General features: G+C 68.4%; 11 protein-coding genes. 5 read left to right on the top strand and 6 right to left on the bottom strand.

Annotated elements, in window-relative coordinates:
• Window positions 1–23: 23 nt before the first annotated feature.
• The 6 genes from hpxZ to VARPA_RS01355 all read right to left on the bottom strand — a co-directional run bounded on the left by hpxZ (window position 24) and on the right by VARPA_RS01355 (window position 5,900).
• Window positions 24–404 carry an oxalurate catabolism protein HpxZ gene (gene hpxZ / locus VARPA_RS01380; RefSeq protein ID WP_013538743.1) on the bottom strand — a complete coding sequence of 127 codons (381 nt, stop codon included), beginning with the start codon at window positions 402–404 and terminating at the stop codon, window positions 24–26.
• A complete protein-coding gene (locus VARPA_RS01375) occupies window positions 401–1,234 on the bottom strand; it encodes an ABC transporter ATP-binding protein (protein ID WP_013538742.1) in 834 nt (277 codons plus the stop codon). The genes hpxZ and VARPA_RS01375 overlap by 4 nt, the downstream gene beginning before the upstream one ends.
• Window positions 1,231–2,058 (bottom strand): ABC transporter permease, encoded by an 828-nt coding sequence (locus tag VARPA_RS01370; protein ID WP_013538741.1) that lies wholly within the window; start codon window positions 2,056–2,058, stop codon window positions 1,231–1,233. The genes VARPA_RS01375 and VARPA_RS01370 overlap by 4 nt, the downstream gene beginning before the upstream one ends.
• Before the next feature lie 2 nt (window positions 2,059–2,060).
• On the bottom strand, window positions 2,061–3,065 hold the full coding sequence (locus tag VARPA_RS01365; RefSeq protein ID WP_013538740.1) for an ABC transporter substrate-binding protein: 1,005 nt from the start codon (window positions 3,063–3,065) through the stop codon (window positions 2,061–2,063).
• A 21-nt stretch (window positions 3,066–3,086) separates the two neighbouring features.
• Entirely contained in the window at window positions 3,087–4,802 is a 1,716-nt protein-coding gene (gene atzF / locus VARPA_RS01360; protein ID WP_013538739.1) for an allophanate hydrolase, read from the bottom strand.
• Window positions 4,803–5,027: 225 nt separating this feature from the next.
• Window positions 5,028–5,900, bottom strand: coding sequence for a M48 family metallopeptidase (locus VARPA_RS01355; protein ID WP_013538738.1), 873 nt, complete (start codon window positions 5,898–5,900; stop codon window positions 5,028–5,030).
• A 60-nt stretch (window positions 5,901–5,960) separates the two neighbouring features.
• Here VARPA_RS01355 and VARPA_RS01350 point away from each other — a divergent pair, with 60 nt between their 5' ends.
• The 5 genes from VARPA_RS01350 (at window position 5,961) to VARPA_RS01330 (ending at window position 12,008) form a co-directional block, all read left to right on the top strand.
• Window positions 5,961–7,346: an AmpG family muropeptide MFS transporter gene (locus VARPA_RS01350; RefSeq protein ID WP_013538737.1), complete on the top strand. Its 1,386-nt coding sequence runs from the start codon at window positions 5,961–5,963 to the stop codon at window positions 7,344–7,346.
• Between the two features lie 145 nt (window positions 7,347–7,491).
• Complete coding sequence (locus VARPA_RS01345) at window positions 7,492–8,700, top strand: beta-ketoacyl-[acyl-carrier-protein] synthase family protein (RefSeq protein WP_013538736.1); 1,209 nt, start codon at window positions 7,492–7,494, stop codon at window positions 8,698–8,700.
• 38 nt (window positions 8,701–8,738) lie between these two features.
• Window positions 8,739–9,578, top strand: coding sequence for a beta-ketoacyl synthase chain length factor (locus VARPA_RS01340; RefSeq protein ID WP_234974905.1), 840 nt, complete (start codon window positions 8,739–8,741; stop codon window positions 9,576–9,578).
• Between the two features lie 4 nt (window positions 9,579–9,582).
• On the top strand, window positions 9,583–11,232 hold the full coding sequence (locus VARPA_RS01335; protein WP_013538734.1) for an NAD(P)/FAD-dependent oxidoreductase: 1,650 nt from the start codon (window positions 9,583–9,585) through the stop codon (window positions 11,230–11,232).
• A gap of 53 nt (window positions 11,233–11,285) precedes the next feature.
• Window positions 11,286–12,008 (top strand): response regulator transcription factor, encoded by a 723-nt coding sequence (locus VARPA_RS01330; protein ID WP_013538733.1) that lies wholly within the window; start codon window positions 11,286–11,288, stop codon window positions 12,006–12,008.
• Window position 12,009 lies beyond the last annotated feature (1 nt).

The raw sequence follows: 12,009 nt of genomic DNA, 5'->3' as shown, positions 1-12,009 counted from the left end.
AGTGCAAAAAATGTGCCGTCCGTTCAGACGGGCAGGCTCACGTGCGCGGCGGCCACGCGCCAGCCGTCGGCGGTGCGGATCCAGGTCTGGCTCTGGCGGCCGATCTCGCGGCTGCCTTCGCGCCGGAACTCGACGTTCGCCGTCGCGAAGTAGTGCCCGTAGGTGGTGATGACGGTGCGCAGCAGCTCGCGCGGCGGGCTCTGCACCGGCAGCGATGCACGGAAGGCGCTGATGTCGGCGTGGCCGTAGTGGTTCTCGGAGAAGCCGTAGCGCAGCGTGTGCGGGCTGTTCCAGAACAGCTCGTCGAGCACGGCGCGCTGGTTGGTCACGAGGGCTTCTTCGTAGCGCGCGAACACGGCGCTGACTTCGGCGTGCACCTCGGGGATATTGATTTCCAATGTCATCGGCGCACCTCGCGCTGGAAGATGTCGAGGCTGAGCTTCTTCGTCGCGACGAAGCTCTCGGTGCTCAGCGTCTCGACGGTGCGCGGGCGCGCATCGCCGTAGCGCAGGATCTCGGCCACCTTGGTGGGCCGCTTGGTCAGCAGCAACACCTCGTCGGCGAGGTACACGGCCTCTTCGAGATCGTGCGACACCAGGAGCATCGTGGTGCCGGTCTGCATGAACACCTCCTGCAGCTTCTCGCGGATGAAGAGCGTCATCTCGAAGTCGAGCGCGGAGAAGGGTTCGTCGAGGAACAGCACCTCGGGGTTGGGGGCGAGGGCCCGCATGATCGATGCGGTCTGCTGCTGGCCGCCCGAGAGCTCATACGGAAAGCGCTTGAGGTCGAACTTCACATCGAACGATGCGACGAGTTCTTCCATGCGCCGATCGACCTCGGCCTTGCTGCGCCCTTCGAGCTTCAGCGGATAGGCGATGTTGTCGATGGTGCGCATCCACGGGAACATCGCCTCGCGGTAGTTCTGGAACACGTAGCCGATCTTGGTGTCCTTGCGCTGCTTGCCATCGAACAGGATCTCGCCCGCGTCGATGGGAACGAGCCCCGCGATCATGTTGATGAGCGTGGACTTTCCGCAGCCGTTGGGTCCGAACACCGAGACGATCTTGTGCTTGGGAATGTCGAGGTCAAAGTTCTCGTACAGCGGCCAGCCCGCGAAGTACTTGGTGAGGCCGCGGATGGTGATGTGCGTGCCGGCCGGGCCGGGCTTGAAGACCGGCTTGGGCACGTCGGCGTACACCGGGCCGTTGATGACGATGTCTTGCGTGACTTTCATCGTCCGCTCCAGTGCACGATGCGGCGCTCGGCGAGGAGGAAAAGAATGTTGAGCGCGTAGCCGAGCGCTCCGGCTGCCAGGATCGCCGCGTACATGCTCTTCACGTTGAGCACCTGCTGCGCATCGATGATGCGGTGGCCGAGGCCGGTGTCGGAGCCGATGAACATCTCGGCCACGATGACGATCACCAGCGCCATCGACACCGCCGAGCGCAGGCCGACGAAGCTGGGCTGCAGGCTCTCCCAGATCAGCACGTCCTTGAAGACCTGCCAGCGCGAGGCGCCCATGACCTTGGCCGCCATGACGCGTTGCTTGCGCGCATTGATGACGCCGTAGGCGCTGTTGAACACCACGATGAGCAGCGCGCCGAACGCCGCGATGGCGATCTTGTTGACGTCGCTCACGCCGAAGATCAGGAGGAACAGCGGAATGAGCGCGGACGATGGCGTGGAGCGGAAGAAGTCGATCAGGAACTCGACGCTGCGGTACGCCTTCTCGTTGCTGCCGAGCAGCACGCCCAGCGGCACGCCGACCACCGCAGCGATGACAAAGGCCTGCAGCGTGCGCCACACCGTCATCGCGAAGTCGGTGAGCAGCGGCCCGCCCGCGAGCCCCGTGATGAGCGCGGCGATGGTGTCGGCCGGCGAGGGCAGCAGGATGGGCTTGATGAAGCCCAGGCGCACCACCAGGTCCCATGCGATGAAGAGAGCGACTGGGCCAATGAAGGGCAGCAGGCGGTCGCGCAGGGGCGGCTTGGGCACAGCGGCGTTGAGGCTGGCCGGCGGGGTCCACGGCGCGGCCGTGGTCGTGCTTGCGTCGGCCATGGTCAGGCCTTGTAGAGAAGTGCGTCCACCGGCACCTTCTTCTCGAAGATGCCTTTCTCGGTGAACAGGTCGTAGAACTTCTGGAAGTACGCGACGTCGCTCGGCTTGAACTCGTTGTAGAGCATGTACGAGGCGAGCGGCACTTCGGCGGTGAGCTTGCCTTCGATGGCGGTGTAGCCCTTCATGTGCTGTCGTGCGTCGTCGGGTTTGGTGCGCACCAGTTCCACGCCGCGGGCGTACGCCGCGATGTACTTCTTCGCGACCTCGGGGTTCTTCTTGATGAACTCGGAGGTGAGGCTCGCTGCCCCGCCATGCCACGGCGCCATCGGGTCGCCGAGGATGTACCTGGCGACGACGCCCGCCTCGATCACCCGCGTGGTGCCGTTCATGCGGCCGACGGTGCCGGTGGGCTCCAGCGTGTAGCAGGCATCGACCTGGCCTGCGGCGAGCGCCGCCACGTGCTGGCCGATGGGCAGCTCGCTCACCACCGCGCCCTTGGCGCCGGCGCGCTCCAGCATGGTCTTGCACAGCGTGACGTTCTGGATGCCGGGGCCCGAGGCGACCTTCTTGCCGGCCAGTTCGGCCACGGTCTTGACGGGGCTGTCCTTGGCGACGATGAACTCGTCGAGCACGAACTTGGCGTTGCTCGGGTTGGTGCAGAAGATCTTGAAGAGGCCCGGCTGCGCGATCTCGCCGATCGCGAGGTTGGCCGAGCCGGTGCCGTTGGCGCTGCCGTCGCAACGGCCCGCGAGCATGCCTTCCATGATCTGTTGCGCGGCGGCGAACTTGAGCGGCTCCACGTCGAGCCCCGCTTCCTTGAAGTAGCCGCGGTCCACCGCCGCGAAGAACGGCAGGCCGGCGGCCACGGGCCAGTAGCCGATGCGCAGCTTGGGCGCGGCCTGTGCACGCACGATGGCGGGCGCGGCCAGCACGGCCAGGCCCGCTGCACCGATGCCGGCCTGCAGCAACTGCCGGCGCGAGGCGGAAGATTTGTCGAAGGTGCTCATCGGGACTCCTGGATCGGTCGGTCAGTTGGAAGGGGTGGTGGCGCGGCTCGCGACGTAAGCGCGCCAGCCGCCGTGGTGGGTCACGTCCTGCCCGTCGGCCAGCGCATGGCCTTCGCAGATGAAGCCGTGGACCCAGCTGCCGTCGGCCAGCTCGACGCTGCCGAGGCCGAGCGGCGGCGGGATCAGCGCGAGGAAGCTGCCGACCTGCGCGATGGGCACGGCCCACACTTCGAGCGCGATGGCGGCGCCGCCTTCCGCGCTGCGTTGCAGGCCGGGCTTGGGCGGCGTGGTGCCGGGGAGTGCGAAGAGGCGGTAGGCCGGCGATGTGGTCGTGGCGCGCAGCAGCGTGGCGCCGCGCTCGGTGAGCTGGCCATTGAGCGGCATGCCCGACAGATGCGCGCCGACCACGGCGATGGCGAGCGTCTGCGGCACCGGTGCCATGAGGCCCGGCACCGGGCGCGGTGCGGGCAGCGGCTGGCCGGTCGCGCCTTGCGCAAGGCCGGTCGCGTGGTGATAGCGCTGGCCGAGGTCGGCCAGTGCGAGATCGCTCCCGCTCGGGCCGATCAGCGTGATGCCGAACGGCAGGCCGTCCGCACGCAGGCTGCTCGGCACAGAAAGGGCCGCGTAGTCGAGCAAGTTGACGAAGTTGGTGTACGCGCCGAGGTTGCGGTTGAGCACGACCGGGTCGGCGCGCATGGCTTCGCGCGTGTAGTGCGTGGGCGCGGTGGGCACCAGCAGCACGTCGATGTCGCGCCACATCGGCTCGACCTGTTGCGCGATGGCGCGAAGGCGGGTCTGCGCGTCGAACACGTCGGCGGCGACATATTTCTTTCCGCTCGCGAGGATGCTGCGCACGGGCTCGATCACCTCGTCGGCATGCGCGTCGAAGAACTCGCGCACGGCGGCGTAGCGTTCGGCGACGAGTGCGCTTTCATAAAGCAGTGCTGCGGCCTCGGCGAGCGGCGCGTAGGGAATGGTGACGGCCGTGCCGCCCAATGCCACGAGCTTGGCCTGCGCATCGCGGAAGGCTTCTTCGGCCACGGTGTCGCCGAAGAAGCTCAGCGTGTCGGGCACGCCGAAGTTGAAGCGTGCGGGCAGCGGCTTGCGGTGCATCGCGATGTCGCGCGAGTACGGGTCGCGCGGGTCGTGGCCGGAGGCGGCGAGCATCACGTCGACGGCCAGCGCCACGGTGCGCGCGAAGATCGAAACGCAGTCCGCGCTCTGCGCAGCCGGCACCACGCCGAAGGTGCTGAGCAGCCCGCGCGAAGGCTTGAGGCCGACGATGTTGTTGAGCCCGGCGGGCACGCGGCCGGAGCCGGCGGTGTCGGTGCCGAGCGCGAAGTCGACCTCGCCCGCAGCCACCACGTACGCCGAACCGGAGCTGGAACCGCCGGAAACGTAGCGCGCATCGAAGGCGTTGGGCACCTCGCCATACGGCGAGCGCGTGCCGTTCAGGCCGCAGGCGAACTGGTCGAGATTGGTCTTGCCGGCCAGCGACGCACCGGCTTCGAGCAGCCGCTGCACCACGGCCGCGTGTGCCGTCGGGCGGCGGTCGAAGGCCGGGCAGGCGGCGGTGGTGGGCACGCCGGCCACGTCGATGTTGTCCTTGACCGCGAAGCGCAGCCCGGCGAGCGGCAGGGTCACGCCGGGGGTGTCGGCAGTTTCGGCACCGGCCACGGGCGTCGGGAATTTCGCGATCCAGGCGGCGGCGGTCAGCGGGTCGTATTCATGCACCATCTTCAGGCATCCAAACTTGTGTACAAGTCGAGATGCAAGCAATGTGCCAGCCGGAATGACGGCTGTGCTGAAGACCGGGTTGGAGAGATTTGCTCCCTCTCCCCTCGGGGAGAGGGTTGGGGTGAGGGTGAGGTGCCGCCGATGAGGCGCAACTCTTATATGAAGGCCGCTGCCCTCACCCTCGCCCTCTCCCAGAGGGAGAGGGAGTCATGCAGGGAGCCGGACTCAGCTCCGCTTGGCGTTCCGGTAGAGGCTCTCCACCTTCGGGATGTTCGCTTCGAGCTTCGCAATCCGGTCCGTCCCGCTCGGGTGCGTCGAGAGAAAGCTCAAGCCGCCTTGGTTCTTCGAAGCGGTCGCCATCTTGTTCCACAGCGACACCGAAGCCTTCGGGTCGTAGCCCGCGCGTGCCGCGAGTTCGAGCCCCACGAGGTCGGCCTCGGTCTCGTCGCTGCGGCTGAACTTGAGCGTGATGAGCTGCGTGCCGGCGCGCGCCGCGATGTCGCCCACCTGCCCGAGGCCCAGCAGCTGCGCGCCGATCGACAGCGCCGCACCGGTGCCGGCGCTCTTGGCCATGCGGGCGCGGGCGTGTTCGCGCAGCGCGTGGGCCATCTCGTGGCCCATCACCATCGCGACCTCGTCGTCGCTCAGCTTGAGCTGCTCGAGGATGCCGGTGAAGAAAGCGATCTTGCCGCCGGGCATGCAGAAGGCGTTGATCTGCTTGCTGCCGATCAGGTTGACCTCCCACTTCCATTCGCGCGCCCGCGTGTTCCAGGGCGTGGCAAAGGGAATGAGCCGTTGCGCGATGGCACGCAGCCGCTGCAGTTGCGCGTTGTTGTCGCCGGCGAGCGCGTTCTTGGCGCGGGCTTGGGCAAGCAACTGGCCGTACTGCTGGACGCCGGCCGCCTCGATCTTGTCCGCGGGCACGAGGTTGCGCGCCACCGAGGCGTTGCCGACGTTGACCTGCGCGAAGGCCGGACCGCCGAGCGCCGTGGTGGCCGCACCGGCCGCGGCCAGCAGGAAGGCTCTTCGCGGCTGCCAGGGCGAGGCCGGGGAAGCGGCCGAGGCGGCGGAAATGGGGCGTTCGCATCGTGTGCACATAGGGGGCGGATCATAGGAACAAATGAAGACAAACGGGCCGGCCGATTCCCGCGGCGGCTCATGGACAATCCGGGGCTCATGTCCGCTCCGCCGCTCGAAACCCCCACCACCCCCTCACCGTCCTGGCGCGACACGCTGAAGGTCTACCTCGAGCCGGCCACGCTGCGCATGCTGGCGCTGGGCTTCTCGGCCGGGCTGCCGCTGTTGCTGGTGCTGGGCACGCTGAGCTTTCGCCTGCGCGAAGCGGGCATCGACCGCACCACCATCGGCTATCTGAGCTGGGTGGGCCTGGCCTACGGCTTCAAGTGGGTCTGGGCGCCGCTGGTCGACCGGATGCCGCTGCCGCCGCTGACCACGCTGCTCGGGCGGCGCCGCGGCTGGCTGCTGCTGGCGCAGGCGCTGGTGATCGTCGGGCTGGTCGGCATGGCGATGAACGATCCGCGCAACGGGCTCGCGCCGCTGGTCTGGTGCGCGCTGCTGGTGGCCTTCGGCTCGGCCACGCAGGACATCGCGCTGGACGCGTTCCGCATCGAATCGGCCGAGACGCGCAAGCAAGCCGCGCTCGCCGCCGCGTATCAAACGGGCTACCGGCTCGCGATGATCTGGGCCGGCGCCGGCGTGCTGTGGGTCGCGGCCTGGGCCGAGGTGGCGCCCGCCGTCGCCGCCACCGGCGCGGCGGCCTACCAGAACGGCGCCTGGAAAACCGCCTACCTCGTGATGGCCGCCTCGATGGGCGTCGGCGTGCTCACGGTGCTGCTGTCGCCCGAGCCGGTACGGCTCGTGCTGCCCAAGGCGAAGAACGCGGCCGAGTGGCTGCAGAACGTGCTGATCGATCCCTTTGCCGATTTCATCCGCCGCTACAAGTGGCAGGCCGCGCTGATCCTCGCGCTGATCGCCATCTACCGCATCAGCGACGTGGTGATGGGCATCATGGCCAACCCGTTCTACGTGGACATGGGCTTCACCAAGGACGAGGTGGCCACGGTCAGCAAGATATACGGCGTGGTCATGACGCTGGTGGGCGCCTTCGTGGGCGGCGTGCTCTCGATGCGCCTGGGCGTGATGCGCGTGCTGATGCTGGGCGCGGTGCTCAGTGCCGCGAGCAACCTGCTGTTCGCCTGGCTGGCCTCGCGCGGGCACGACCTCACAGCACTCATCGCGGTGGTCTCGGCCGACAACCTGGCCGGCGGCATCGCCTCGGCGGCCTTCATCGCCTACCTGTCGAGCCTGACCAACATCAGCTACTCGGCGACGCAGTACGCCCTGTTCAGCTCGCTGATGCTGCTGCTGCCCAAATTCATTGCCGGCTACTCGGGCGCCTTCGTCGACGCCTACGGCTACAGCCAGTTCTTCACCGCCACCGCGCTGCTGGGCGTGCCGGTGCTGCTCCTGGTCGCGCTGGCCTCGCGCCTCACGACGACCACAAGCGCCGCCGACCGTCAATAGGGCCGTGGCCCTACGCTGCACTTATGGGAAACAGCCGACGCGGGCCCGGGCGCTCTGCTGGTAGGCTGCGTGACATTCATTGCCTGAAAATTACGCCTGTCGTCACACCGACGTTCTTTCGCTTGTCGCAGCTCCAAGAATCATCGTGCTCTCCCGTATTTCCCCTCTACAGATCAGCGCCTACACGGCCACCTCGGCCGTCGGCGTCGGCAAGGCGCCGCTGGCCGAAGCGCTCGAAAACTCGCGCAGCGGCCTGCGTGCCAACGACTTCGGCGATGCGCCCCTGCCCACATGGATCGGCCGCGTCGAAGGGCTCGAAGACGTTCGCCTGCCGGAGCCGCTGGCCTCGTGGGACTGCCGCAACAACCGGCTCGCCTGGCTGGGCCTGCAGGCCGATGGTTTTCTCGAAGCGGTGGCCGCCGCGCGCAAGAAGTACGGCGCCTCGCGCGTCGCGCTGATCCTGGGCACCTCGACCTCGAGCATCGGCGAGACCGAGCTGGCCTACACCCAGCTCGACGGGAACGGCATGTTCCCGCCGGACCAGCGCCGCGCCGCGGTGCACACGCCCCATTCGCTCGCCATGTTCGTGCGGCAGGTGCTCGGCCTCGAAGGCCCGGCCGAGACGATCTCGACCGCCTGTTCGTCGAGCGCCAAGGTGTTCGCCTCGGCCGAGCGGCTGATCCGCCTGGGCCTGGCCGATGCGGCGGTGGTCGGCGGCGTGGACACGCTTTGCGGCAGCGTGTTGTTCGGCTTCAACTCGCTGGAGCTGGTGTCGACGGAGCCCTGCCGTCCGTTCGATGCCGGACGCGACGGCATCAGTCTGGGCGAAGCGGCGGGCTTCGCGCTGGTCGAGCGCGTGCAGGGCGGGGCCGATGCGGCACCGCTGCGCCTCCTGGGCTACGGCGAGGCGAGCGACGCGCACCACATGTCGACGCCGCATCCCGAGGGCCTGGGCGCCGAGCGCGCGCTCGACGAGGCGCTGTTGCGCGCGGGCCTTCCGCCCGAGGCGATCGACTACATCAACATGCACGGCACCGCGAGCCAGAAGAACGACGAGGTCGAAGGCGCCCTGGTGGCGCGCCGCTTCCCGGCCACGACGCACGCGAGTTCGACCAAGGGCTTCATGGGCCACACGCTGGGCGCGGCGGGCATCGTCGAGGCGGTGATCAGCCTGCTGGCCATCGAACGCGGCCTGAAGCCGGGCACGGTGGGCACCCGCACGATCGACGAAGGCTTCGGCCCGCAGATCCGGCTCGCACCCGAACACGGCGAGGTGCGCTATGCGCTCTCCAACTCCTTCGGCTTCGGCGGCAACAACTGCTCGCTCGTGTTCGGCAAGGCGGACGCCGCATGAGCACGACAGCGACGCCCCCGACGCCCCCGATGCCCCCGATGCCCCCCACCCTCTACATCGAAGGCCCGGCCTTCTGGACGCCGACCCTCCCCGGCTGGGACGCCGCGCGCGCGGCCTTCCGCGGCGAAGGTGCGCTGGCCGATCCGCCGGCCAAGCGGCCCTCGCCGCAGGTGCTGGCCCCGGCCGAGCGCCGCCGTGCGCCCGACACCGTGGCGCTGGCGCTCGAAGTGGCCGCCGCCGCCATGGCCGCCTCGGGCCGCAACGCGGCCGACGTGCCCTGCGTGTTCGCCTCGGCGCACGGCGACCTGTCGATCAACGACTACATGTGCGGCACGCTCGCGAGCGATCCGAAGATGCTTTCGCCCACCAAGTTCCACAACTCCGTGCACAACGCGGCCGTGGGGTACTGGACCATCGGCACGGGCTGCATGGCGGCGAGCAATGCCGTGTCGGCCTATGAAAACAGCTTCGCCTCCGGCCTGCTCGAAGCGGCCGTGCAATGCGCGGCCGACCAGGAGCCGGTGCTGCTGGTGGGCTACGACACGCCCACCGTCGGCGCCCTGACATCGGTGACCGAAAGCCGCGGCATGCTCGCGGTGGCGATGGTGATCGCGCCCGTGCGCACCGAGCGCAGCGTGGCCGCGCTGCAGTGGTCGCTGGCCTCCCACGGTGCGGCGGGCGACGACGCGGCGGCCACCTACACGCCGCTGCGATCGGAAGCCGCAAAGTCGCTGGTGGCCATCAACCCGATGGCGCAGGCGCTCGGCCTGTTCGAATCGCTGGCGCACGTCGAAGGCGAGGACGAACCGGCGTTCGGCCTGCAGCTCTCGCCCACCCTGTCACTCAGGCTGCAGCTGCGGCCTCCTCCGAAGGACTGAGACCATGACCGACACTGCGCTGGATTCGTTTGACGCAGTGATCATGGGAGGCGGTCTCGCCGGCCTCACGCTGGCGATCCAGCTGAAGCAGCGCTTCGGCGACCTGAAGGTGCTGGTGCTGGAGCGCCGCACGCATCCGGTGCCGCACGCGGCCCACAAGGTGGGCGAATCGTCGGTCGAGATCGGGGCGCACTACTTCGACACGGTGCTCGGGCTCAAGGCGCACATGGACGAAGCGCAGCTGCGCAAGTTCGGCTTTCGCTTCTTCTTCAGCGAAGGCCGCAGCGACATCGACAACGTCACCGAGATCGGCGCGAGCCGCTACCTGGCGGTGCCCAGCTACCAGATCGACCGCGGCATCTTCGAGAACTTCCTGGCCGAGGAAGCCGTGCGGCACGGCGTGCGCTTCGTCGACAGCGCGTTGGTGCGGCGCATCGATTTGGCCGCAGACCCCGCGACGCCCCACCGCATCGAATGGACGCGCGGCGAAGAAACCCACGCCACAGAGGCGCGCTGGCTCATCGACGCCTGCGGCCGCGCCGGCATGCTCAAGCGCAAGCTCGGCCTTGCCGAGCCCAACGCGCACGACGTCAACGCGGTGTGGTTCCGCATCGGCGAGCGCATCGCGGTCGACGACTGGAGCGACAACGCCGAATGGCGCGAACGCTGCAACCCGCAGGCGCGTTGGCTCTCGACCAACCACTTCGTGGGCGCCGGCTACTGGGCCTGGCTGATTCCGCTGGCCTCGGGCTCGCACTCGGTGGGCATCGTGGCCGACCCGGCGCTGCATCCGCTGGACACCATCGACACCTTCGAGAAGGCGATGGCCTGGTTCGCCACCTACCAGCCGCGCCTGTACGAGGCGCTGGACGGCAAGCGCCACCTGCTGCAGGACTTCGCGTTCCTCAGGCACTTCTCGCACGGCTGCAAGCAGGTGTTCTCGGGCGAGCGCTGGGCGATGACGGGCGAGGCGGGGCTCTTTCTCGACCCGTTCTATTCGCCCGGCAGCGACTTCATCGCGATCGCCAACACCTACATCACCGACCTCATTGCGCAGGACCGCGCGGGCCGCCCCCTGGAAGCCCGAGCCCAGCTCTACGACCAGATCTACCACTCGTTCTACGAAAGCACGCTCGCGCTCTACCAGGACCAGTACCCGCTCTTCGGTGACCCGGAGGTGCTGCCGGTGAAGGTGATCTGGGACTACGCGTACTACTGGGGCGTGCTCGCGCAGATCTTCTTCCAGCGGCGCCTGACCGACCTGCCGGCGCTCGGAAGCCTGAAGGACGAACTGCAGCACTGCCAGCGCCTGAATGTCGCGGTGCAGCGGCTGATGCGCGACTGGTCGGCGTCGAGCAACAAGAGCAACCCGGCCGCGATGCTCGACCAGGCCGCGATGCCGTGGTTCGCCGAGCTCAACCGCAGCCTGAAGGACACGCTCGACGACGCCGGCTTCAAGGACCGCATCCGGGCTTCGACGGTCATGCTGCGGCAACTGGCCGGCGAAATCCTCGGGCGGGCTCGCACCGCCGATCCGGACGTGGAGGCCGGCGCCCTGCTGGCGCTTCTCGAAGAAAACCGTGGGAAAACACCCGCGACCACGGCCCGCGACGCTATGCTTTTCGCAGCACCTCCGGTTGACACCCACGCCTGAGGTTTACCCAACTTTACGGAGCGTTCAAGCCCGCTTGCTCCCTGTGGACGACCATGAAGCGCATGAGCACCCCCCAACTCCTGATGATCGAAGACGACGCCCGCCTGGCGCAGATGGTGGGCGAGTACCTGACGCAGTCGGGTTTCGCCTTCAACCACGCCGGTGACGGCGCGAGCGGCCTGGAGCAATTGCAGCAGCACGCCCCCGACCTCGTGATACTCGACCTGATGCTGCCCGACACCGACGGGCTCGAAGTCTGCCGCCGCATCCGCGCGCTGCCCGGCCCGATCTCCAAGGTCTCGGTGCTGATGCTCACCGCCAAGGGCGACCCGATGGACCGCATCATCGGCCTGGAAATCGGCGCCGACGACTACTTGCCCAAGCCCTTCGAGCCACGCGAGCTGCTGGCGCGCATCCGCGCCGTGTTGCGCCGCCGCAGCGAGAACGCCACCGAGAGCGAAGCCTCCACCGTGATGCGCTTCGGCACGCTGGAGATCGACCGCAACGCGCGCACCGTGTCCGTGGCCGGCGCGCTGGCCGACCTCACCTCCTACCAGTTCGACCTGCTGGTCGCGATGGCCGAGCGCGCGGGTCGCGTGCTCACGCGCGACCAGATCATGGAAGCCGTGCGCGGCCGCGAGCTCGAGGCCTTCGACCGCTCGATCGACGTGCACATGGGCCGCATCCGCGCCGCGATAGAAGTCGATGCGAAGAACCCCAAGCGCATCCTCACCGTGCGCGGCGTCGGCTACGTTTTCGCCAAGCAACAAGACTGAG

Source organism: Variovorax paradoxus EPS (assembly GCF_000184745.1).
GTDB classification, from domain to species: domain Bacteria; phylum Pseudomonadota; class Gammaproteobacteria; order Burkholderiales; family Burkholderiaceae_C; genus Variovorax; species Variovorax paradoxus_C.
This window is presented reverse-complemented; position numbering and strand designations above follow the sequence as displayed.

Coding starts and splice junctions, on each gene's coding strand:
- hpxZ (WP_013538743.1), bottom strand. CDS start 404: ATGACATTGGAAATCAATATCCCCGAGGTGCACGCCGAAGTCAGCGCC.
- VARPA_RS01375 (WP_013538742.1), bottom strand. CDS start 1,234: ATGAAAGTCACGCAAGACATCGTCATCAACGGCCCGGTGTACGCCGAC.
- VARPA_RS01370 (WP_013538741.1), bottom strand. CDS start 2,058: ATGGCCGACGCAAGCACGACCACGGCCGCGCCGTGGACCCCGCCGGCC.
- VARPA_RS01365 (WP_013538740.1), bottom strand. CDS start 3,065: ATGAGCACCTTCGACAAATCTTCCGCCTCGCGCCGGCAGTTGCTGCAG.
- atzF (WP_013538739.1), bottom strand. CDS start 4,802: ATGGTGCATGAATACGACCCGCTGACCGCCGCCGCCTGGATCGCGAAA.
- VARPA_RS01355 (WP_013538738.1), bottom strand. CDS start 5,900: ATGTGCACACGATGCGAACGCCCCATTTCCGCCGCCTCGGCCGCTTCC.
- VARPA_RS01350 (WP_013538737.1), top strand. CDS start 5,961: ATGGACAATCCGGGGCTCATGTCCGCTCCGCCGCTCGAAACCCCCACC.
- VARPA_RS01340 (WP_234974905.1), top strand. CDS start 8,739: ATGCCCCCCACCCTCTACATCGAAGGCCCGGCCTTCTGGACGCCGACC.
- VARPA_RS01335 (WP_013538734.1), top strand. CDS start 9,583: ATGACCGACACTGCGCTGGATTCGTTTGACGCAGTGATCATGGGAGGC.
- VARPA_RS01330 (WP_013538733.1), top strand. CDS start 11,286: ATGAAGCGCATGAGCACCCCCCAACTCCTGATGATCGAAGACGACGCC.